The sequence below is a fragment of the Oleiagrimonas citrea genome (assembly GCF_012395255.1).
Lineage (GTDB): Bacteria > Pseudomonadota > Gammaproteobacteria > Xanthomonadales > Rhodanobacteraceae > Oleiagrimonas > Oleiagrimonas citrea.
In genome coordinates this window covers 847,513-870,194 of the sequence record NZ_JAAZQD010000001.1, presented here as the reverse complement: position 1 = coordinate 870,194, position 22,682 = coordinate 847,513, and the positions used below count along the sequence as shown (strand labels likewise).

The 22,682-nt window shown below is 64.7% G+C and carries 14 protein-coding genes and 2 tRNA genes; 10 read left to right on the top strand and 6 right to left on the bottom strand.

Going from position 1 to position 22,682, the window contains the following annotated elements:
- Positions 1-18 precede the first annotated feature (18 nt).
- From olsF to HF690_RS03785, 4 genes are all read left to right on the top strand, one after another.
- Complete coding sequence (gene olsF / locus HF690_RS03800) at positions 19-1,734, top strand: bifunctional ornithine lipid synthase OlsF (protein ID WP_113066018.1); 1,716 nt, start codon at positions 19-21, stop codon at positions 1,732-1,734.
- 224 nt (positions 1,735-1,958) lie between these two features.
- Positions 1,959-5,201, top strand: a complete 3,243-nt coding sequence (locus tag HF690_RS03795) for a TonB-dependent receptor (RefSeq protein ID WP_168608474.1) — start codon at positions 1,959-1,961, stop codon at positions 5,199-5,201.
- Between the two features lie 188 nt (positions 5,202-5,389).
- Positions 5,390-6,805, top strand: a complete 1,416-nt coding sequence (ppnN, locus tag HF690_RS03790) for a nucleotide 5'-monophosphate nucleosidase PpnN (RefSeq protein WP_168608473.1) — start codon at positions 5,390-5,392, stop codon at positions 6,803-6,805.
- 37 nt (positions 6,806-6,842) lie between these two features.
- A tRNA-Asn gene (locus tag HF690_RS03785) sits at positions 6,843-6,919 on the top strand.
- 222 nt (positions 6,920-7,141) lie between these two features.
- Here HF690_RS03785 and HF690_RS03780 read toward each other — a convergent pair.
- Positions 7,142-7,672, bottom strand: a complete 531-nt coding sequence (locus HF690_RS03780) for a GspH/FimT family pseudopilin (RefSeq protein WP_168608542.1) — start codon at positions 7,670-7,672, stop codon at positions 7,142-7,144.
- A 149-nt stretch (positions 7,673-7,821) separates the two neighbouring features.
- Here HF690_RS03780 and uvrB point away from each other — a divergent pair, with 149 nt between their 5' ends.
- Positions 7,822-9,840 carry an excinuclease ABC subunit UvrB gene (uvrB, locus tag HF690_RS03775; protein ID WP_168608472.1) on the top strand — a complete coding sequence of 673 codons (2,019 nt, stop codon included), beginning with the start codon at positions 7,822-7,824 and terminating at the stop codon, positions 9,838-9,840.
- Positions 9,841-9,886: 46 nt separating this feature from the next.
- Positions 9,887-9,961: transfer RNA gene (locus HF690_RS03770), tRNA-Val, on the top strand.
- 61 nt (positions 9,962-10,022) lie between these two features.
- On the opposite strand, the gene HF690_RS03765 is transcribed toward HF690_RS03770, so the two are convergent.
- From HF690_RS03765 to HF690_RS03745, 5 genes are all read right to left on the bottom strand, one after another.
- Entirely contained in the window at positions 10,023-14,792 is a 4,770-nt protein-coding gene (locus HF690_RS03765) for an EAL domain-containing protein (protein WP_168608471.1), read from the bottom strand.
- A 118-nt stretch (positions 14,793-14,910) separates the two neighbouring features.
- The gene (pyrC, locus tag HF690_RS03760) at positions 14,911-15,951 is read right to left on the bottom strand and encodes a dihydroorotase (protein WP_168608470.1); all 1,041 of its coding nucleotides are present in this window, start codon (positions 15,949-15,951) and stop codon (positions 14,911-14,913) included.
- A gap of 93 nt (positions 15,952-16,044) precedes the next feature.
- Positions 16,045-16,293: a hypothetical protein gene (locus tag HF690_RS03755; RefSeq protein ID WP_168608469.1), complete on the bottom strand. Its 249-nt coding sequence runs from the start codon at positions 16,291-16,293 to the stop codon at positions 16,045-16,047.
- A gap of 93 nt (positions 16,294-16,386) precedes the next feature.
- Positions 16,387-17,445 carry a cysteine synthase A gene (locus tag HF690_RS03750; RefSeq protein WP_168608468.1) on the bottom strand — a complete coding sequence of 353 codons (1,059 nt, stop codon included), beginning with the start codon at positions 17,443-17,445 and terminating at the stop codon, positions 16,387-16,389.
- Positions 17,446-17,510: 65 nt separating this feature from the next.
- Positions 17,511-18,146 carry a peroxiredoxin gene (locus HF690_RS03745; protein ID WP_113066008.1) on the bottom strand — a complete coding sequence of 212 codons (636 nt, stop codon included), beginning with the start codon at positions 18,144-18,146 and terminating at the stop codon, positions 17,511-17,513.
- Positions 18,147-18,497: 351 nt separating this feature from the next.
- On the opposite strand from HF690_RS03745, the gene HF690_RS03740 reads away from it, so the two are divergent.
- From HF690_RS03740 to HF690_RS03725, 4 genes are all read left to right on the top strand, one after another.
- The gene (locus HF690_RS03740) at positions 18,498-19,499 is read left to right on the top strand and encodes a LysR substrate-binding domain-containing protein (protein WP_113066007.1); all 1,002 of its coding nucleotides are present in this window, start codon (positions 18,498-18,500) and stop codon (positions 19,497-19,499) included.
- Positions 19,500-19,753: 254 nt separating this feature from the next.
- Positions 19,754-21,322 (top strand): cytochrome ubiquinol oxidase subunit I, encoded by a 1,569-nt coding sequence (locus HF690_RS03735; protein WP_113066046.1) that lies wholly within the window; start codon positions 19,754-19,756, stop codon positions 21,320-21,322.
- A 3-nt stretch (positions 21,323-21,325) separates the two neighbouring features.
- Positions 21,326-22,459, top strand: coding sequence for a cytochrome d ubiquinol oxidase subunit II (gene cydB / locus HF690_RS03730; RefSeq protein ID WP_168608467.1), 1,134 nt, complete (start codon positions 21,326-21,328; stop codon positions 22,457-22,459).
- 13 nt (positions 22,460-22,472) lie between these two features.
- Positions 22,473-22,679: a hypothetical protein gene (locus HF690_RS03725; RefSeq protein WP_113066005.1), complete on the top strand. Its 207-nt coding sequence runs from the start codon at positions 22,473-22,475 to the stop codon at positions 22,677-22,679.
- The last annotated feature ends 3 nt before the right edge of the window (positions 22,680-22,682 follow it).

The following is a 22,682-nucleotide window of genomic DNA, read 5'->3' as shown; positions in this document are numbered from 1 at the left end:
AGATTGGGAGGTACGGTCATGCTCAGCGTTGAAGAAACCCTGAAGTCACGCCTGCCCTGGCTGGCGAGTCATCCGCGCATCCGCAAGCCCGTGGCGGGTCTGCTCGGCCGGCTTGCGGCCGAGGAGCGCTTCAATCAGGTCCTGCGTGCGCTGGAGGGCCTGGAAGGCTTCGATTTCGTCGACCAGGGTCTACGTGATCTGGGCGTGACCTGCCGTGTGACCCCGCGCGAACTCGAGCACGTACCTGCCGAAGGGGCGGTGCTGATTGTCGCCAATCATCCCCTGGGCATGATCGATGCGCTGGCACTCATGCAAACGGTTGGCTCGGTACGCCGCGACGTACGCATTCTCGGCAACGACATTCTCGGCATGATGCCGGCTCTGAAGCCGCTGCTGCTGCCGGTGGATGTCTTCGGCAAGGGCGCGGCTTCGCGCCTGCGCGGCATCTACCGCGCGCTGGAGGAGGGGCAGGCGCTGATTGTTTTCCCGGCCGGGGAGGTCTCGCGCATGGGGCCGGCCGGCGTGCGCGACGGTGCCTGGTCCGACGGTTTCGCGCGCATCGCGCGTCGTAGTGGCGCGCCGGTGCTTCCGGTGCACATCGCCGCACGCAATTCCGCCGCCTTTTATGGCATGTCGATGCTGGCCAAGCCGCTGGCGACGGCGATGCTGCCGCGCGAGGCGGTGGTTGGACGTCGTCAGCGTCGCATCGGTCTGAGCATCGGTCCGCTAGTCGATGCCGAGGAACTGAAGCAGCGCAGCGAAGACGACTCGAAAGTCGCGGCTCGGCTTATGCGGCGTCATGTCTACCGTCTGGCGCGCGGCCGTGGCCTGATTTTCGGCGGCCAGGCACCGCTGGCGCATGCCGAGCCGGTCGAGCTCATCGCCGGGGAGCTGGCCGCGCGGGGCGAGCTGCTGGCCGATCTTCCAGACGGCAAGCAGGCCTGGCTGCTGCAAGGCAGCGAGGACAGCGCGGTGCTGCGCGAGATCGGGCGGCTGCGCGAACTGACCTTCCGTCGTGTCGGCGAGGGCACGGGACTGCGCTGCGATCTCGATCAGTACGACGCCTGGTACGAGCATCTGGTGCTCTGGGATCCGGAGGTCTCGAAGGTCGTCGGCGCCTACCGCTTCGGTCATGGCGGCCGCATTCTCGCCGAGCGCGGTCTCAACGGTCTCTACAGCGCCAGCCTGTTCGACTACACGGAGCTGAGCGAGCCGCACCTGTCGCAGGGTCTGGAACTCGGACGCAGTTTCATCGCGCCGGCCTATTGGCGTTCGCGCGCGCTGGATCAGCTCTGGCGCGGTATCGGCCTGTACCTGCAGAAACATCCCGAGCTGCGCTTCCTGTTCGGCCCGGTCAGCATGTCGGTCAGTCTGCCGCGCGAAGCGCGTGAGTGGATCGTGGCCGCGCATCAGCATTACTTCGGCCGCGCCGGTCTGGCCAGCGCGCGACGCCCCTTCGTGATCTCCCCGGAGATCGTGGACGGTGTGCGCAAGGAACTGGACGGGCTGGAGCCGAGCATCGGCCTGGGGCGTCTGCGCAACCATCTGGATGCGCTGGGCGTCAGCATGCCGGTTCTGTATCGCCAATATGTCGATCTGGTCGAGCCGGAAGGGGTCCAGTTCCTGGATTTCGGCGAAGATCCGGGATTTTCGGGGTGCGTGGACGGCTTGGTCATGCTCGACTTGGCTCACCTCAAGCCAGCCAAGCGTTCGCGCTATCTGGGTAAGCGCTGAGCGTCAAAACGCCGCATGGATGTGCCCGGAGCCGGGTTGCAGATCGACATAAAAATGTCATGCCGTTGCTGTTAAACTACCATTAACCAGCGCGGGTGAAAGGCACCGTGCAGGTGCCATTACGGGGACAGGTGCAAGGTCGTGCAGGCGGATGCCGTCGCAGCCGCTGTCCTGGTTTTTATTTTTTTCGAGTCCAGCTTCTTGTTGCGAGTGGGGAAATCACAATGATGAGAAACATTCGAGCGCGTGCGTTGCCGCTGGCGATCGCGACGCTGCTGGCGGCAGCGCCGGCGATGGCCCAGAACGTCACTTCGGCCGGTGTCAACGGTCGTGTCGTTGATGCTCAGGGGCAGCCTGTCGCCAACGCGACCGTGCAGATCGTGCACGAGCCGTCGGGCACCACCAAGGTCGTCACCACCAATGCCGACGGTCGCTACGCCGCGCAGGGTCTGCGCGTCGGCGGTCCGTTCGACATCACCGTGTCCAAGTCGGGCATGGCGCAGGGTGAGAAGGACAATGTCTACCTGCAGCTGGGTCAGGTTTCCGCGGTCAACCTGACGCTGGGTGCCGGTGTCAGCAACGCGCAGCAGCTGGGTTCGGTCACCGTGACCGATTCCGCGCTGACGCAGACGTTCAACCCGGACAACAAGGGTCTGTCGACCAACGTCTCGCAGCAGGAGCTGGAGGCCAACCCGGCCGCCAACCGCTCCATCGATGACGTTGCGCGCCTGGATCCGCGCATCAACGTGACCAACCAGGGCGACGGCTCGATCTCGGCGATGGGTCTGCCGAACCGCTTCAATGACATCCAGGTCGACGGTGTCGGCGTGGGCGACCCGTTCGGCCTGAACGCCAACGGTCTGCCGTACCAGAACTCGCCGATCTCGCAGGACACCATCGCCGAGTACAACATCTCGACGTCGAACTACGATGTGGCCTCCGACACCGTCGGCGCCGACATCAACGCGGTGACCAAGTCGGGCACGAACGAATTCCACGGTTCGGTCTACTACGTCTACCAGAATGCCGACAAGATGGTCGGTGACGCGGGCTGGTTGAACTCCAACAACCCGGGTTACAAGTACAACGGCTTCGACAAGAACACGACCGCGGGCTTCACGATTGGCGGTCCGATCGTCAAGGACAAGCTGTTCTTCTTCCTGTCGGCGGAAAAGCAGAAAGTCACCGGCATCGGCGCGGATTCCACCAACGGTCTGGACTACAGCCTGGGTGATGGTCCGTCCACGTCCAACAAGTTGTCGCCGGGCGACGTGCAGAAAGTCATCAACGCTGCGAATGGTTTGGGCCTGCAGGCCGGCGGCTTCGGCGGCGCCAGTGGCGTGACCCTCGAAGACAAGCGTTATCTGGGCAAGATCGACTGGAACATCACCGATAACCATCGTGCGAGCCTGTCGTTCAGCAAGACCAAGGAAACGCTGCCGCAGATCCTCGGCAATTCGTCGAACTCGATCGGCCTGAGTACCTACATGTACACCAAGGCCATCAAGACCGACAACGTTTCGTTGCAGTTCTTCGACGACTGGTCGGACAACTTCTCCACCGAGACCAAGATCGGTTACCAGCACTACACGCAGGACACCCAGGTGCCCTACCAGGCGCCACAGGTCCAGGTGTACGTGAACGGTCGCTACAGCTCGCCGAGCGTGTATCTGGGCGAGGAGCAGTACCGCCACTACAACAAGATCGACACGAAGAAGACCACGTTCTACTGGGCCGGCACCTACTACGCCGGTGATCACACGATCAAGGGCGGCATCTACGCCGAGCGCAACAAGATCTACAACCTGTTCGGTCGTACCGAGTTCGGCGCCTACGTGTTCAGCAGCATCGCCGATTTCGCTGCGGGCAACTACTATTCGTACAACCTGTACCAGCCGGCCGCGGGCTACACGATCAATGACGTAGCCGCGCAGTGGACGTACAGCCAGTACAGCCCGTTCATCCAGGATACCTGGCAGGTCAACGACAACCTGTCGATCCAGTATGGCGTGCGCGTGAACATTCCGAAGGCCAACAAGAAGCCGATCTACAACCCGCAGTTCCAGCAGACCTTCGGTTATCCGAACAACAACACGCTGGGTTCGAAGAACAAGGTTGTTGAGCCGCGTTTCTCGTTCAACTACACCTTCGACTCCGAGCGCATGACCCAGCTGCGTGGTGGTTTCGGTCTGTTCCAGACCTTCCCGCCGTCGGTGTGGCTGACCAACCCGTACCAGAACAACGGCATGACGGTTTCCACGTACCGCGTGTACGACCCGTCGCAGGCGGCGTTCAGCCCGGATGCGTTCAACCAGAACATCCCGGCCGGTGGCCCGAGTGCCTCGCAGATGGACGTCGACACCATTTCGTCGAACTTCAAGCTGCCGACGGTGTGGAAAGCCAGCCTGGCCCTGGACCGCGAGCTGCCGTGGTGGGGCATGATCGGATCGATCGAGTACCAGCACACGCAGGCCAAGAACGCGATCTTCTATCGCGCGCTGAACATCGGCGCCCCGACCGGCACCCTGCCGGATGGCCGCCAGCAGTTCTGGTCCGACCCGGCCACCGGTTCGGGTAGCCGTTACGCCAATGCCGATCCGTCGTTCTACAGCCTGTCGACCGAGCTGAGCAACACCAGCAAGGGCAAGACCGACAGCCTGACCCTGGCCCTGTCCAAGCCGTTCTCCAACGACTGGTCGGCCAGTGCGGCGTTCACCCTGAGCCATGCCACCGAGGTCAACCCGGCGGGCAGCTCGCAGGCGTCCTCCGGCTACAAGTACTGGGCGCGCGTGAACCCGAACCAGGAGATCGCCAGTGTCGCCGAGCGTGACATTCCGAAGAGCCTGAAGCTGGGCGTGACCTGGCGCCATGCCTTCTTCGGCGACTACAAGACCATGGTGTCGGCGTTCTACACGGGCCACAGCGGTCTGCCGTATACCTGGATCTTCTCGGGTGATGTCAACGGTGACGGCGTGAGCTACGAGGATCCGATCTACATCCCGACCCTGAACGATCCGAAGGTGAGCTACGGCTCGGCCAGCGCCAAGCTGGTTCAGCAGTTCCAGAACTACATCGACAGCGATGCCTACCTGGCCAAGCATCGTGGCCAGATTGCCGGCATCAACGAAGCCCGCATGCCCTGGGTGAACACGATGAACATGAGCTTCCAGCAGGAAGTTCCGGGCTTCTTCAAGGGCAACAAGGGCATCATTCGCCTCGATATCTACAACTTCTTGAACTTGCTTAACAAGAAGTGGGGCGATGTCCGTTACGTCGGTGGATATGACACCCGCACGCTGAGCGGTTACGGCGGCATCAATGCGCAGGGTCAGTACGTGTACAACCTGCCGACCGACAGCAACGGCAACTTCCAGCCTCAGCAGCTGGAGACGTACGATGCCGGTGGCAACCCGACTCGCGTGGTTTCGCGCTGGTCGGCCATGCTGACGCTGAAGTACACGTTCTAAACAGGACTTCTCGTAGTCCATCTGCCGGCGTCCGCAAGGGCGCCGGCATTTTTTTGTCCGGATGTCCGTCGCCATGTATCGGCGAGGGCGCTTGACCTCGGCCGATTCGCCCGCAAAGCTTGCGGGGCGTCACGGTCGCGCCGGAACGGTCATCGGTGCACTGCAGGCGTCCAAGGAGTCCCACACCCGTGAATGTTTCCTACACCGGCTCGGCCGGTTCCAATACCGTCAGCGCGCGCATCTCGCCCGCCGGCGGCCTTGATATCCTTTCCCGCAACGAAGTCGCTCGACTGCGCGACGCCAGCAGTTCCGGCCTGCATGCGCTGCTGCGGCGCTGCGCGCTGGCGGTGCTGACTTCGGGCAGTCTGAGCGACGATCCGCGCAGCATGCTGGAGCTGTACCCCGACTTCGATATCGAGGTGCTGCAGCAGGAGCGCGGCATCAAGATCGAACTGAGCAACGCGCCGGCCCAGGCCTTCGTCGACGGGCAGATCATCCGCGGCATCAACGAACTGCTGGTGGCCGTGGTGCGTGACATCGTCTACGTCGCCACCCAGATCGCGCCGCGCGAATTCACCGAGGCCGGCTCGGAAGGGCTGACCCAGATCGTGTTCGAGATCCTGCGCAACGCCCGCATTCTGCGTACGCACATGGATCCGAATCTGGTCGTGTGCTGGGGCGGGCACTCGATCTCGCGTCACGAGTACGACTACACCAAGGCGGTCGGCTATCAGCTCGGCTTGCGCATGCTGGACATCTGCACCGGCTGCGGTCCGGGCGCGATGAAGGGGCCGATGAAGGGCGCGACCATCGCCCACGCCAAGCAGCGCCGCCGCCGCAACCGCTACATCGGCATCACCGAGCCGGGCATCATCGCGGCGGAGTCGCCGAACCCGATCGTCAATCATCTGATGATCATGCCGGACATCGAGAAGCGCCTGGAGGCCTTCGTGCGCACGGGGCACGGCATCATCGTGTTCCCGGGGGGCGTCGGCACCGCGGAGGAGATCCTGTATCTGCTGGGCATCCTGCTGCACCCGGAGAATCGCGAGATTCCGTTCCCGCTGATCTTCAGCGGACCGGCTCGTTCGGCGGCGTACTTCGAGCAGATCGATCGCTTCCTGCGTCTGGCTCTGGGCGACGCCGTGGCCGAACGCTACGAGATCATCATCGACGATCCGGCGGCGGTGTCGCGCAGCATGGTTCGCGGGCTGGAGAAGGTGCGCAATTATCGTCTGGACACCAAGGACGCATTCTTCTTCAACTGGTCGCTGCACATCCCCTACGAGTTCCAGCAGCCGTTCGCGCCGAACCACGAGGCCATGGCCAACCTCCGCATTCACCGGGATCGTCCACGGCACGAGCTGGCGGCGGATCTGCGCCGCGCGTTCTCGGGCATCGTGGCCGGCAACGTCAAGGAAGAGGGCATGCGCGCGATCGAGCAGCACGGGCCGTTCCACATCGATGGTGACCCGGAGATCATGCGCGCGCTGGACACGCTGCTGAAGGCGTTTGTGGAACAGCAGCGCATGAAGTTGCCGGGAGGCACCGCCTACGAGCCGTGCTATCACGTCGCGCAAGGAGAAAGTGCAACTTCGGCTTGACAGATCGACGCTCGGAAGCAAAAATGCGCAGCTCGCTGCCCGAATAGCTCAGCTGGTTAGAGCACCTGACTGTTAATCAGGGGGTCGTAGGTTCGAGTCCTACTTCGGGCGCCACACGAAGTCTGCGCGATGCCTCTCGCGTCTGCGCGACAATCAGGAAGCCCCGCCATCGTGCGGGGCTTTTTGTTGCCGGAGCGCTGTGCTTCACCGCGTTGCGCAGTGCATGCGGATGCTGTTCGACAAGGCCTCGATGCTGGGTGCCTTTGGGGCGCACGCGTTCGCAGCGAGGGTGTGCTTTTGTCGGCTCGGTCGAGTGGTATCGCCGCGGCGTGCGTCTCAGCGTCGGCACCGAGCTGCGGGGACGTGCCCGGAACGGATGCGTCCCACGTTGGATACCACCAGGGCATCCACGGTCGAGCCGATATCCCCAGTTGGACAGATCACCAGCGTAAGGTTGCTGCCCGGTGCACTGCCGTCGGCGTGGTAGCGCACATGCGTACGGTTGCGACCGCCGAGAATGCGCACGCCGGGCAGGCTGGCCTGGCTGGAGAAGACGTCTCCATCGGGCTGTCCGTCGTTGTCCCGGTCCAGCGCGATCACCCAGCCGTGCTGCCATTGGTGCCCGCCGCTGCATCGACGCCCGTCGGCGCTCGGGCACAGCAGGACGTGGCGCTGCCGCTCGATGGCGAGCATCCGGGTTGCATGGAGCGCGCGACTCAGTGCATCCATGGCGACATGCGCCTGATTGCGATGCAGAAGACCTTGCATCGATGGCACGGCGACGCCGATCAGGACAGCGAAGATGCCCAGCGCGGCGATTTGTTCGATGAGCGTGAATCCACGCGATTTTCGTTTGTTTCCGGGCATGTGCGTATTTCGTGCGACCCGGGACCCATGCTGCGCCAGGCGGGCATGGAGCGATATCGGCACCGAACGGGCGAGTTCGTCGGGGGCGGCGCAAAGGCGTGTAGGCAAGGTTCCGTATAATTGAAGTCCTTTGACGCAGGTCCGTGGGCATGAGCGAACGTTTCCAACTGGTTTCGCCCTACCAGCCGTCCGGTGATCAGCCGCAGGCCATCGACAAGCTGGTGGCGAACTTCGAGGCGGGCCTGGCCGCGCAGACGCTGCTGGGCGTGACCGGATCGGGCAAAACCTTCACCATCGCCAACGTGATTCAGCAGGTGCAGAAGCCGACCCTGGTGATGGCGCCGAACAAGACGCTGGCCGCGCAGCTGTACGGCGAATTCAAGGAATTCTTCCCGCACAACGCGGTGGAATACTTCGTCAGCTACTACGACTACTACCAGCCCGAGGCCTACGTGGCGGCGTCGGACACGTTCATCGAGAAAGATGCCTCGATCAACGACCACATCGAGCAGATGCGTCTGGCCGCGACCAAGTCACTGCTGTCGCGCCCGGATGCCCTGATCGTGGCCACGGTCTCGGCCATTTACGGCCTGGGCGATCCCGAGGACTACCTGAGCCTGCGCCTGATCCTGTCGGTCGGCGAGCACATCGACCAGCGCAAGCTGCTGCGCCAGCTGACCGAGTTGCAGTACACCCGCAACGAGATGGAACTGCGCCGCGGCACCTACCGTGTGCGCGGCGAGATCATCGACGTATTTCCGGCCGAGTCGGACACCGAGGCGCTGCGCATCGAGCTGTTCGACGGCGAGGTCGAGAACCTGGCCCTGTTCGATCCGCTGACCGGCGAAGTGCAGCGCAAGGTGCCGCGCTACACGGTCTACCCGAAGACGCACTACGCCAGCACCCGCGAGAGCGTGCTCAACGCCATCGATACCATCAAGGAAGAGCTCAAGGAGCGCCTGGAGCAGTTGTACAAGGCCAACAAGCTGGTCGAGGCGCAGCGCCTGGATCAGCGCACGCGCTTCGACATCGAGATGATGGCCGAGGTCGGCTATTGCCAGGGCATCGAGAACTACTCGCGGCACCTGACCCGGCGCGGACCCGGCGAGGCGCCACCGACCCTGTTCGACTACCTGCCGCCGGATGCGCTGCTGGTGCTGGACGAGTCGCACGTGACCATTCCGCAGATCGGCGCCATGTACAAGGGCGACCGTTCGCGCAAGGAGACCCTGGTCGAGTTCGGCTTCCGTCTGCCGTCGGCGCTGGACAACCGCCCGCTGCGCTTCGAGGAGTGGGAGGAGCGCGCGCCGCGGCGGATCTTCGTCTCCGCCACGCCGGGCCGTTACGAGGAAGCGCACGATGACGGCAACGTGGTCGAGCTGGTGGTGCGCCCGACCGGCCTGATCGATCCCGAGGTCGAGGTGCGTCCGGTGCGCACCCAGGTCGACGACGTGCTGGGTGAGATCCGCAAGCGCGTGGCCGACGGCGATCGCGTGCTCATCACCACGCTGACCAAGCGCATGGCCGAGAACCTGACCGAGTACCTGGCCGAGCATGACGTCCGCGTGCGCTACCTGCATTCGGACATCGACACCGTCGAGCGCGTCGAGATCATCCGCGACCTGCGTCTGGGCGAATTCGATGTGCTGGTCGGCATCAACCTGCTGCGCGAGGGTCTGGACATGCCCGAGGTGTCGCTGGTGGCGATCCTCGACGCCGACAAGGAAGGCTTCCTGCGCTCCACCGGCTCGCTGATCCAGACCATCGGCCGCGCCGCCCGCAACGTGCGCGGCAAGGCCATCCTCTATGCCGACGAGATCACCCGTTCGATGCGGGCGGCGATGGACGAGACCGCTCGCCGCCGCGAGAAGCAGTTGGCCTACAACGCCGAGCACGGCATCACGCCGAAGACCATCGTGCGCCGCATCGCCGACGTTATGGAAGGCGCCCACGGCGACTCCGGCCGCAAGCGCGGCCGTGGCCGCGAGGCCATGCGCAAGGTGGCGGAGGAGCGGCCGGATTACGCAGCGATGAGCGCAACGCAGGTTGCCGCGCAGCTGAAGAAGCTGGAATCGCGCATGTACCAGCACGCCCAGGATCTGGAGTTCGAAGCCGCCGCGAAGGTCCGCGACGAGATCGCCCGGATCAAGGAGGAAGCGCTGCACTGAAAGCGCTTGTGGCCTCCGTTCGGCTCGGCTACAATGCGCGGCTCTTGGGCGGTTAGCTCAGCGGTAGAGCACTTCCTTGACATGGAAGGGGTCACAAGTTCGATCCTTGTACCGCCCACCACATTTGTTTCGTGCTCCGGTGCTTCCGGGTCGCGGAAAGCGTTCGAAAAGGCCGCCCTGCACTAGTCGGGGCGGCCTTTTTCTTGCCTTTCGCAGCGCAGCGCGGCGTCCGGGCCGAGGATGCAGGCCTGCATCCACTCCAGCAGGCGGTGCGCGGCTCGTGCGTCTTGCGGGTCGGCGTGCACGGCCGCATGAAGCGCCTTCGCATCCCCGGCATGCTGATTGTGGCACTGCATCAGACGCGTGAGCGGGCAGTCTTCCAGCGTCTTCGTGTGCAGTGAGCCATGCCGCACGGAAATCCACTGGAACGCCAGGCCGCCCAGCGGCGTCTTGGGGCCGTCATCGCCGGTATCGAGCACGAACTGCCGGCTCCAGGCAGGCAGGTCGGCGGCCGGCATGGGGCGGGCGATGGCATAGCCCTGTCCCATGCTCGCGCCGAGCAGCCGCGCGACTTCGATCATGCCCGGGTCTTCCAGGCCCTCTGCGATCACCTTGCAGCCGAAATCCCGACCGATCTGTACCACGGCGCTGATCAGGGTGATCGACTGCACCGGATCGACATGCAGGCGCGCGAGCAGATCCTGATCGATCTTCACCGCGTCGAAGGGTAGGCTGGCCAGTCGGCGCAGGCTGCTGTAGCCCGAGCCCAGGTCGTCAATGGCAAAGCGCACGCCCAGTGTCACAAGGCGTTTCACGCCGGCATCGCGCGCTTCCCGGTCGACGCGCTGATTTTCCAGGATCTCCAGAATCAGGCGTTGCGGTGCCAGACCGTGCCGTTCCAGGGCTTCGGCCACCCATTCCGGGCAATCGGGTTCGGCCAGCGTATGCGGCGAGATGTTCAAGGCCAGGTCGATGCGCAGTCCCTGGCGTTCCAGTTTGACCAGATCGCTCAGCGCCATGTCCAGCCCGCGCTGGAACAGTGTGTCCAGCTCAGCGTTCCGCAGCAGGGGCAGGAAGACGTCGGGTCCCAGCTGTTCGCCGCTTTCGAGCGTGAGACGGGCGAGGGCTTCGACCTTGGTCACGCATCCGCTGCGAAAATCGACCACTGGCTGCAGCAGCATGCGCAGGCCGTCCTTGAAAAGGCGGCGGCGGAAGGCCACGGCCTGCTCGTAGGGCACCGGCGGCGGCGGGCGCATGCTGCGCTGCCAGATCTCGTTGCCACGCAACTGCAGATTGCGCATGAAGTGCTGCATGTACTTGCTTTCGAACTGATTCGGGTAATGCCCCAGTAGCAGCAGCAGCGCGACCGGCAGGCGCTGCTCGTCGATCACCGGAATGCAGGCGGCGGCGCGGATCTCGTCCTGCAACAGCGCACGGGGAAGTGCCGGAGTGTTGTCCGGCACTTCCGCGAGATGGGGGCAGGTATGGATTTCGGCCGTATGCCAGCTCTTGGACAGCAGGCTATCGTCGGGAGGCGCGAGGTTCGCGCTGTGACGCACACCGTATTCGGCACGCAGTGCACCGGCGACGGCATGTGCGGCAGTGCCGGCGCTGGACTCGATGTTGTAGGTTTCCGGGCCGCTCTGGCGCAGGACCATGACGCAGGCCATGCCCGGCAGCCGGGCTAGCAGGCGCATTTCCAGGCTGATGGCGTCGTTCCAGCTGGAACCGCGATCGGGCATGAACTGGTCGATGATCGCTGCGTAGCGATCCTGCACGAAGGTCTGTGCTTCCAGTTGTGCCTGCAGATCGTCTTGCAGGCGGTGGTCGAGCAGTTGCGCCAGGTGATAGCGGCTGCGCTTGCTGATTGGCAGCATGTTGCACTGTCGTACCAGACTCTCGTGGTAGATGGCCATCCAGCGCATCAGCAGCACGCTATCGATGCCGATCAGCGCGTGGATGCGTCCGGCGCGCCTGCTGGCCTCGATCAGGCTCTTGCGCGTGGTGCTTCCGGACGTCAGCAACTGGACGTGCAGGATCTGACGCTGCTTGAGGTGCTCGATCTCTTTAGGGGCCAGGCCGTTCAGTAGGCGCGAAGCGTGGGGGTCGGTGTGCACCAGTGCATAGAACTCATCGACGATGTCGGACAGTGCATCGGCCAGATGCGGGCGCGCCACGTCCAGTGTTTCGGAGGCGCTGTCGCCGTAGGGCGCAATCGAGACGGCCAGCTCTTCCTCGTCCACTTCGCCGTGAATGGACCACCAGTTGGCCCGCTCCAGCTTGTTCCGCTTGACCTTGAACAGCGCCTCGTCGGCCAGCCGCAACAGCATGCCGCCCTCGCTGGCATGCTGCGGACTCAGCGCGATGCCCATGCTCAGGCCGACGTGGATGGGACGATCCAGTCCGACGTCGAGTGGCGCGCGGAATCGCCGGCCGATGGCGTCGAAGCGCTTGCGCAGATGTTTCTCCGCGCGGCGCTGGGAGCGTTCGTGGAAAACCACCACGAACTCGTCCCCGCCCAGACGGGCGAAGAAGTCGTGTTTGCTCAGAAGGGGTTGGATCCGCTGAGCGACACCCTTGAGCAGCCGGTCGCCGCCGACGTGGCCATGGGTGTCGTTGATGATCTTGAAGTCGTCCAGGTCGATCATGGCCACGGCGAGGACCTGATCGTCGGCGACACTGCGGGGCAGAGCGTCTGCCAGATAGCGATCCAGCGCTCGGCGATTGGGCAGTCCGGTGAGTTCGTCGTGAAAGGCCAGATGTTCCATGCGCGCGTTCAGCTGGCGCAGGTCGGTGATGTCGCGTTGCACGCCGACGTAATGACTGAGTCGGCCCTGCGCATCGAGAATCGGGTTGATCGTCAGCAGGTTCCAGAACGTACTGCCGTCCTTGCGGTAATTGAGAATTTCGCCGACGAATGCGCCTTCGTCCTGCAGGGCGGCATGGATGCGTTGAACGGTCTCCGGGTTACTGTCGGGTCCCTGTAGCAACTTGCATGTGCGGCCATGCATTTGCTTGAAGGTGTAACCGGTCAGTGCGTGGAAGCCCTCATTGACGTACACGATCCGCTGCTGGGCGTCCGTGATGATCACGCCTTCCTGCACCGAGGACATGGCATTGGCGAGCAGGGTCTGCTGTTCGATCGCCTGGTGCTGCTCGGTCTGGTCGATCAGGCTCCAGATCTCGTCGTAGTCGTCGTGATCGAAGGGAGCGCCTTCCAGCCGCAGCCAGATTCGGCGGCCGTCCATCCGCCGTGCCGGAATTTCGAAGATGGCCCTTCGGTTGTCCGCGAACGCTTCATAGGTCTGTCTGGCAAGCCATCGGCCGGCATCTGGGTCGCCGTAGAAGGCCGAGGCGCGGATGCCTTCCAGGGCCTTTGGTCCGGCGACGCCGAGGATGTCCGCCGCACGGCGATTGGCGCGGAAGACCACATTGTTGCGCGTCAGCACCACGCCCACGGTAGTGCTCTCGAGCATGGATTGGTTCAGGGCCTGGCTCTCGCTTTCGCGGCGCATGAGGTCGATGCGATCCAGGCCGGAGGAGATGTTCCGCGACATCGTCTTCAGCAATTGCTGCAGCGCCGAATCGAACGAGTGCAGTTCGGTGTGGTACACGCATAGCAGGGCCCACAGCTGGCCCGCGCGATGGATTGGCAATACCGCAATGGCAGCGAAACCCTGCTGACGCGCGGCCTTCGCCCACGGCTTGAGCTCGTCGTCCGTGAAGGAGCAGTCGAAGCGGGTCTGGCCGTCGTTCCAGCTCAGGCCGCAAGGACCCCGTCCTTCGGGAAGGTCCATGTTGCTGGAAATTCGAACGACGTCGAGGTAAGGGCGGCCGGGGCCGGCCGCCGCCATCGGTTCGAACCAGCCGGTGTCCGGGTCGGGCCGACCGATCCACGCCAGACTGAGACCGGCATGCGCAACCGCGAGTTCGCAGATGTCCTGCAGCAGTTTCTCGGGTTCGTTGCGCCGCGATAGCCGCATGTCCACATTGGCTAGCAGCACATTGAATTCGGACAGGCGCTGCAAGGGACTGACGTCGATCAGCATCACCACGGCGCCTTCGAGCTGCGAGTCTTCTGCGTTCCGCCTCGGCGTGCAGGTGATCTGTGCCGCCCAGCGCTTTCCGGAGGGGCGGCGCAGCTGCAATGTACCGGCGAATGCTTCGCCGCGTCGGATGGTCTGCAGCACCGCATCGCTGTCGAAGACGGACATCTCCTGCATCAGCACGGCGCGGAGGTTCTCACCGACGATGTCGTCCTTTGCACATTCGAGCAGTTTCAGCGCGCTGGCGTTGACCCATTCGATGGTACCCGCGGTGTCGGTGAACAAGATGCCGTTCGGCGAGTGGTCGGCGACCAGCGCGAGTCGGTGCACGGTTCGGTCGCTATCGGCCTTGGCGCGAGCCTCGCTCTCCTGGTCGAACAGGAGTCCGGCGCTGATCGCGCCCAGTTCCAGAAGGCGCCGCTGGTAGTCATCGGGCAGGTGTGCCCGCAGCGAAGTGAGGGCGAAGGTCCCGATGATGTTCTGCTCGCGATCGTGCACCGGAGCCGACCAGCAGGAACGCACGCCGGACGCCGCCGCCACGTCGCGGACTGCGGTCCAGTGAGGGTCCTTCGTGGCATCACAGACGTAGGTTGCCCGGTCCGTCCAGGCCGTGTGTGCGCACGAACCGTAGCCATCGCCTGGCTGGGTGTCGTCGAGTTGGCGAAGCAGGTCCTTCGGCGCGCTCGGCCCACTCACGAAACGCAGCCGGTCCGTGCCTGCGTCGAGCTGCATGATGGTGGCGACCATGCCGTCCACGGCTTGCTCGAAGAGTCGGCAGAGCTGGTCCAGGCGTGGTTCGAGGGCGCCGTGTCGGGCGACCACGGTCAATAACTCACGCTGCAGGTCCAGCAATCCGCTGACCTTTGACTCCGGATTCGAGTCAGGAGCTTGCTTGCCGGCCGACATGGTGGGCCCCTTGGAACGCCTGAGGCATCATCGCATGCTGTTTGCGCGATAGAAACACGCAAGACGTGCGGAGATCAGGGTAACGCATGGCGAAAGCGGGCCGTCTGTCGACGGTGTCTCAGTCCGTCAGTCGCCAGGCCACGGTATCACCGGCGCGAAGGGGTACCCCCGGCACGCCGCCGAAATCGACTTCCTCGGGAACCGTCCAGCTTTCGCGCTTGAGGGTGATGGTGTCGGTATTGCGCGGCAAGCCGTAGAAATCGGCGCCGTGGAAGCTGGCAAAGCCTTCCAGCCTGTCCAGTGCGTCGGCGGCTTCGAAGGCCTCGGCATAGAACTCGATGCCGGCGTGGGCGGAATAGATACCGGCGCAGCCGCAGGCGCTTTCCTTGGCGTGGCGCGGATGCGGCGCGCTGTCCGTGCCGAGGAAGAAGCTCGGGTCGCCGCTGGTAGCTGCCGCCATCAGCGCCTGTCGGTGCGTCTCGCGTTTCAGCACCGGAAGGCAGTAGTGGTGTGGACGCAGGCCGCCGACGAAGATCGCGTTGCGGTTCATCAGCAGGTGCTGCGGCGTCATGGTCGCGCCCACGTGCGCGGGGGCGTCCTGCACGAACTGCGCGGCCTCGCGCGTGGTGATGTGCTCAAGCACCATGCGCAGGTCCGGGAAATCATTGCGCAGCGGCGTCAGATGTCGTTCGACGAAGACCGGCTCGCGGTCGAACATGTCCACGGCGGAGTCGGTGACTTCCCCGTGCATCAGCAGCGGCAGACCATGTCGCTGCATGGCTTCGAGCACCGGGTAGACACGGCTGAGGTCGGTGACGCCGCTGGCTGCGTTGGTGGTGGCGCCAGCCGGGTAGTACTTCACCGCGTGCACGAAGCCGCTCTCGCGCGCCTCGGCGATGTCGTCCGGGGTGGTGGCTTCGGTCAGGTACAGCGTCATCAGCGGCTGAAAGTCCGCGCCCTCGGGCAGAGCAGCCAGGATGCGCTCGCGATAGGCCCGGGCCTGCGCCACCGTGGCCACCGGCGGTTTCAGGTTCGGCATGATGATGGCGCGGGCGAAGCGGCGCGCGGTGTCCGGCAGCACGGCGGCCAGCAGGGCGCCGTCGCGCACGTGCAGGTGCCAGTCGTCGGGGCGGGTCAAGGTCAGTTCGGTTGCGCTCATGGCGCATAGTGTAGCGGTTTGCGGGTGCAGGTCCTGAAAACACACGGCGCGATCCGATGATTCGCGCCGTGCGCATGGGGACAGTCCTGCGTGTCAGCTGCGCGCCGCGCGCCGCATGAGTCGGATGGCACGACGGTCGCCACGGTGTTCGATCCGCAGCGCGTGGCGTGAGCTGTGCCGTTCGACGCGCAGCGCGCGATGGTCGGTACGTCGGTCCACGCGCTCGGCGCGATGCTGCAGGCGGTGCTGGGCGTGTTCGCGGGCGGTCTGTGCGGTGGCGACGCCGCTGCCGGCGGCGAACAGGCACAGGGCGGCCAGGGCGGTGATCAGGGTGCTCTTCATGCGTGTTTCCTCGCGGACCTGCGCGGCAGGCCTTCGAAGAACCGGAACGCATGCGCCGCCGCTCCGGTTGACCGGGCGGTGCAGGGTGGCGATTCAGTTGGCGGGAAAAGCCCGGTCCAGCCAGCCGGGCACCGGAATGTTTTTTTCGCGCAGCAGGGAGGGGTTGAAGAGTTTCCGTGGGTAGCGCGTGCCGGAATCGCACAGCATGGTGACGATGGTGTGGCCGGGACCGAGTTCGCGCGCCAGGCGGATGGCGCCGGCGATGTTGACGCCGCTCGATCCGCCCAGGCACAGCCCTTCCTCGGTGAGCAGAGCGTGCAGCAGCGGTACGGATTCGTTGTCGGGGATGTTCCAGGCCAGGTCGATCGGCGCGCCGTCGAAGTTGGCGGTCACGCGGCTGGAGCCGATGCCCTCGCTGATGGAACTGCCCTCGGACTTCAGTTCGCCGTGGTTGACGTAGTTCGCCAGCGCCGAACCAGCCGGATCGGCCAGGGCGATGCGCACGCCCGGCTTGCGCACCTTCAGCGCGCGGCCGACGCCGGCCAGGGTGCCGCCGGTGCCGGTGGCGCAGACGAAGCCGTCCACGGCGCCGCCGGTCTGTTCCCAGATCTCGGGGCCGGTGGTGGCTTCGTGGAAGTCGCGGTTGGCGGTGTTGTCGAATTGGTCGGCGAACCAGGCGCTGCCGGGATCGGCGGCGTTCATCTCTTCGGCCAGCGCGCGGGCGCGGTGGGCGTAGTGACCAGGATCCTTGTACGGTACGGCGGGCACCAGACGCACTTCGGCGCCGGTCATGCGCAGGGCGGCGATTTTCTCCGCGCTCTGCGTCTGCGGCATGACGATGATGGTGCGGTAGCCGCGGCTGTTGCCGACCAGGGCCAGGCCGATGCCCGTGTTGCCGGCGGTGCCCTCGATCAGGGTGCCGCCGGGACGGATCCGGCCGCGGCGCTCGGCATCGTCGAGCAGACCCAGCGCCGTGCGGTCCTTGATCGAGCCGCCGGGGTTCATGAACTCGGCCTTGCCCAGGATGTCGCAGCCGGTGGCTTCGCTGGCGGCGTGCAGCCGAATCAGCGGGGTCTGTCCGATGACGGTGGACAGGTCGTTGCGTGGAAGTGAAACAGGTGCGGATGGGCGGAAGAGCGCGTTTGTATTCATGGTGTCGGATATGGGTTCGCCCGTCCGGTTCGCAAGCGAATCCGGACGGGCCGTGGTGCGTTGGTTCAGGCCTGCTCGGCAGGAATCAGGCGCAGATAGGGCTTGAGCGCGCGCCAGCCGTCGGGATAGCGCGCGCGGGCCGCTTCGTCGGAAACCGAGGGCGCGATGATCACGTCCTCGCCCGCTCGCCAGTCCACGGGTGTGGTCAGCTGCTTGCCGTCGGTCAGCTGCAGCGAATCCAGCACGCGCAGGATCTCGTCGATGTTGCGGCCGGCGCTGGGCGGGTAAGTCAGCGTCAGTCGCACCTTCTTCTGCGGGTCGATGATGAATACCGAACGCACGGTGACCTTGGCGTCGGCCTTGGGGTGCAACATGCCGTACAGCTTGGCGACGGCCCGCTCGGGGTCGGCCAGAAGCGGGTAATTGAGCGGGGTGCCGCCGACATCGGCGATGTCCTGCGCCCAGCGTGCGTGGTCGTCCACCGAGTCCACGGACAGGCCCAACAGCCGCGTGTTGCGCTGTGCGAACTCGTCCTTGCGACGTGCGAAGGCACCCAGTTCGGTGGTGCACACCGGGGTGAAGTCTTTCGGGTGCGAGAAGAACACGACCCACTGGTCGCCGCTCCATGCATGGAACTGCAGCGGACCTTCGGTGGAATCGGCGGTGAAATCGGGGGCGGTTTCGCCGAGGGGAAGACTCATGCGTAACTCCGTGTTTGCGGGGGCGACGGAGACGCCGGGGTGGCGTCGATCCTCGACCCTACGCGGAGCTTGGCGGCGCGTGAAATGAAGGCTGGCTGTTCCGGTATGCCTTTTCGGTATGTTGTTCGCTGTGCGTGATTTGGAGTGATAGACGTCCAAATGAGGGCGGTGGACCGATATGCTGTCTGCTGATATGTTCAAGACTCATAACCGGCGCGGTGCCGGTTTTCACGAGGGAAACACCATGAAACGTCTAACCATGAACATTTGCACGATCAATACCAATTATTGCTGGCGCATGTATGCAGGTCCCCGCCACCACCGCCAACGCCCACCTTCGGAACAACCCTCATGACCCTGACACAGCTCCGTTATATCGTTTCCATCGCCGATTCCGGCCTAAACATCACTCTGGCCGCCGAGCGCATCCACGCCACGCAACCTGGCGTCAGCAAGCAACTCAAGCAGCTTGAAGGCGAACTCGGTTTCCAGCTTTTCGCGCGCAAGGGCAAGAGCCTCAAGTCGGTCACGCCCGCCGGGCAGCAAGTCATCGCCCGCGCCCGCGCCATCCTCGACGAAGCCCGCAGCATCCGCGCACTCGCGGCCAACCTGCGCGGCGACGCGCACGGCGATCTGACCGTGCTCACCACCCACACTCAGGCACGTTTCGTGCTGCCATCCGCGATTGCCGCCTTCGGCCGCAAGCATCCGCGCGTGGGCCTGCATCTGCGTCCGCATGGCGACGCGCAGATCCATGGCCTGTTCGCCGGCGGACAGGCCGATCTGGCCATCATCAGCAGCAGTGGCCCGGCGCCGCTGGGCGGACTGGCCGTGCCGCTGTACCGCTGGCGGCGATCGGTCGTCGTGCCGCGCGGCCATGCGCTGGCGCGCCTGAGCCGGCCGTTGCGCCTGGGCGATCTGGCCGGGCAGCCGCTGGTCAGCTACGACTCCTCGCTGCGACCGGAGTCCTCGCTGCAGCAGGCGTTCCAATCGGCCGGCATGCGTCCCCTGTTCGCGTGCACCTCGAGCGATGCCGATCTCATCAAGACCTACGTGCGCGCCGGCCTCGGCGTCGGCGTCCTGGCCGAGATGGCGATTCGTCCCGAGGACAACCGTGAGCTGCAGATGCTCGATGCCGCGCATCTCCTGCCCGACTGCACCACCTGGCTGGTGCTGCGCCGCGACCGCGTGTTGCGCAGTTACACGCTGGATCTTGTCGAGCAGTTCGCGCCGCACCTGGATCGCCGCGATCTGCAGGCTGCGCTCAGTGGCGAGTTCGAGCCGAATTGGCCCGCACCGCCGCATTGGAGCGAATTGCAGCGCGACGCCATGCGTACCCACGTGGCAGCCTAGCCGTCTCGTGGTCGTTGCAAGGCGCGACCGTCCGGAGCGAGGTTCCGGGCGGTCGCGCCGCCTCCATCTCTTCCCGCAATTGATCTGAGTCAACTCCCGCGCAGGTAGGCAGAATTCGCGACATTCTGCCGCGAGTTTGCCGTGCATCCTTGGAGTACGCTGCAACGCGACATCCAAGATAGTAGGGTGTTCGTGTTGTCGCCGGTCCGGGGGCTTCCCCGCCGGTGCACAGGTTGGCTACCAGGGAATCCATGATGATCGACTCGACCGTTGTCGAACTCTCGCGATGGCAGTTCGCCGCTACCGCGCTGTACCACTTCCTGTTTGTGCCGTTGACACTGGGACTGTCCTTCCTGCTGGCTGCGATGGAGACGATCTACGTCACCACCGGGCGCAAGATCTACAAGGACATGGCCCAGTTCTGGGGCAAACTCTTCCTCATTAACTTCGCCATCGGCGTGGCCACCGGCCTCACTATGGAGTTCGAGTTCGGCACCAACTGGTCGTTCTACTCGAGCTTCGTCGGTGACATCTTTGGCGCGCCGCTGGCCATCGAGGGCCTGATGGCGTTCTTCATGGAGTCGACCTTCGTCGGCATCATGGTGTTCGGCTGGGACCGCCTCAAGCGCGGTCAGCATCTGGCCGTGACCTACCTGGTGGCGGTGGGTTCGAATCTGTCGGCGTTGTGGATCCTGATCGCCAACAGCTTCATGCAGACGCCGCAGGGTGCCTCGTTCAATCCGCACACGATGCGCATGGAGCTGAGCAGCTTCACCGACCTGATCTTCAGTCACGATGCGCAGGCGAAGTTCGTGCACACGTCCATCGCCGGCTACGTCACTGCGGCGATCTTCGTGTGCGGCGTCAGCGCGTTCTACATGCTGCGCAAGCGTCATACGGAACTGGCACGTCGCTCGTTCCGCGTGGCGGCGATCTTCGGCATCCTGGCCACGCTCGGCGTCATCACACTGGGTGACGCGCTGGGCTTTGTCGGCGGTCAGGCGCAGCCGACCAAGCTGGCTGCGATGGAAGCCCTGTGGAAGACCGAGCAGGGGCCGATGCCGTTCAACGTGGTCGCGTTCCCGTCGCAGAAGGACCAGACCAACCACGGCGAACTGCAGATTCCCTACGCGCTTTCGCTGCTGGTCACGCACTCGGTGGACGGTAGCGTGCCGGGCGTGGATCAGCTCGAGGCCATGGCCAAGCAGCGCATCCGCAACGGCATTCCGGCGGTGCAGGCCCTGCAGACGTTATCGAAGAATCCTGAGGACCAGACCGCGCTGGCGACGTTCCGCCAGCATCAGGACGACCTCGGCTACGGTTTCCTTGTGCAGGGCTACCAGCACGATCTGAGCAAGGTGACGGACGCCGATGTCGACGCCGCGGCGAAGGCGACGATTCCTCCTGTGGCGCCGGTATTCTGGGCGTTCCGCACGATGGTTGCGTTCGGCTTTGCGATGCTGGCGTTCTTCATCCTCGCGGTGGTCTTCACGCTGCGTAACAACGTGGAGCGACGGCGCTGGTTCCTGAAGATCGCGCCGTGGATGATCCCGGTGCCGTTCATCGCCAACGAGGCGGGCTGGCTGGTCGCCGAGCTGGGCCGGCAGCCGTGGACGGTGTACGGCGTACTGCCGACGTGGATGTCGGCCTCGACCCACAGTGTCACCTACATGGTGTTCTCGCTGGCTGGTTTCGTGCTGATCTACAGCGCCTTCATCGCGGTGGAGATGTTCCTGATGGTGCGCGCGATACGCAGGGGACCGGACGACCACGGCGATCACAAGCCGTCACCGGCCCTGACCACGGCGAATGCGGAGGCCTGATCCATGGAAATTTATCTGATTCTTAAAGTGGTCTGGTGGCTGCTGCTCGGCGTGCTGCTGATGGGCCTGGCGGTGATGGTCGGCATGGACATGGGCGTGGGCACGATCCTGCGCTATGTCGGCCGCACCGACCTGGAGCGCCGCGTGGCGCTGAACATCATCGGCCCGCACTGGGACGGCAACCAGGTGTGGTTCATCCTCGGTGGCGGCGCGGTGTTCGCGGCGTTCCCGCTGATCTACGCCACGGCCTTCTCGGGCTTCTACGTGGTCATGCTGTTGCTGCTGTGGAGCATGATCGTGCGCCCGCTGGGCTTCGAGTACCGCAGCAAGATGCCGTCGGCACGCTGGCGTAATGTGTGGGACTGGTCGCTGTTCATCAGCGGCTTCCTGCCGATGCTGGTGTTCGGCGCGGCCATCGGCAACATCCTGCAGGGTGTGCCGTTCCACTTCAGCTGGAACCTGACCTCGTACTACACCGGCAGCTTCCTGGCCCTGTTCAACCCGTTCGCGATCCTGTGCGGCGTGCTGTCGGTGGCGCTGTCGTCGATGATGGGCGCGCTGACGGTGATGAACGGCGCCGAGGATGCGATGTTCCAGCGTGCACGCAAGCTGGTCATGGTCGCGGCCGCGGTGGCTGTGGTGCTGTTCGCCCTGGGCGGCGTGTGGGTGCACGCGATCGACGGTTTCCAGCTGGTCAGCGGTCCGTCGGGCAACCTGGCGCAGACGCCGATGCAGCAGACGGTGACGCAGGCCTCGGGCGCGTGGTTCGGCAATTACAGCGCGCATCCGGCGCTGTGGCTGGTGCCGCTGGTCGGTTTCGCCGGCGTGATCGGCGCGGCGCTGGCCGCGCGTGCGGGACGTTCGCATCTCGGCTGGTGGTCGGGCGCGCTGGGCTGGATCGGCGTGATCGGCACGGTCGGCGCGGCGATGTTCCCGTTCATGATGCCGTCGAGCAGCGAGCCGTCGCAGAGCCTGACTTTGTGGAACGCGACGTCGAGCCAACTGACGCTGACCTGGATGGTCGGATTCACCGTGGTGTTCGTGCCACTGGTGGTCTGGTACACCAGCTGGGCGTTCTATGTGATGCGCGGGAAGGTGAAGCCCGAGCATGTCGCCGCCGACGAACACGCGTACTGAAGGAGACGCGAGGATGAAACGAACGATCTTTTTCTTGCTGCTCCTGGCGCTGGCGATGGTGGCGATTTTCCTGGCCATTGTGCTGGGCGAGCTGGGTCCCTGGTACTTCGCCTGGTTGCTGGGCACGGCCACCATCGTGCTGTGCGCGGCCGCGGGCGGTGCGATGCTGGATGCACAGGACGAACACGCATCGCAGTCGGCCGCGGATGACGCACGCTGACAC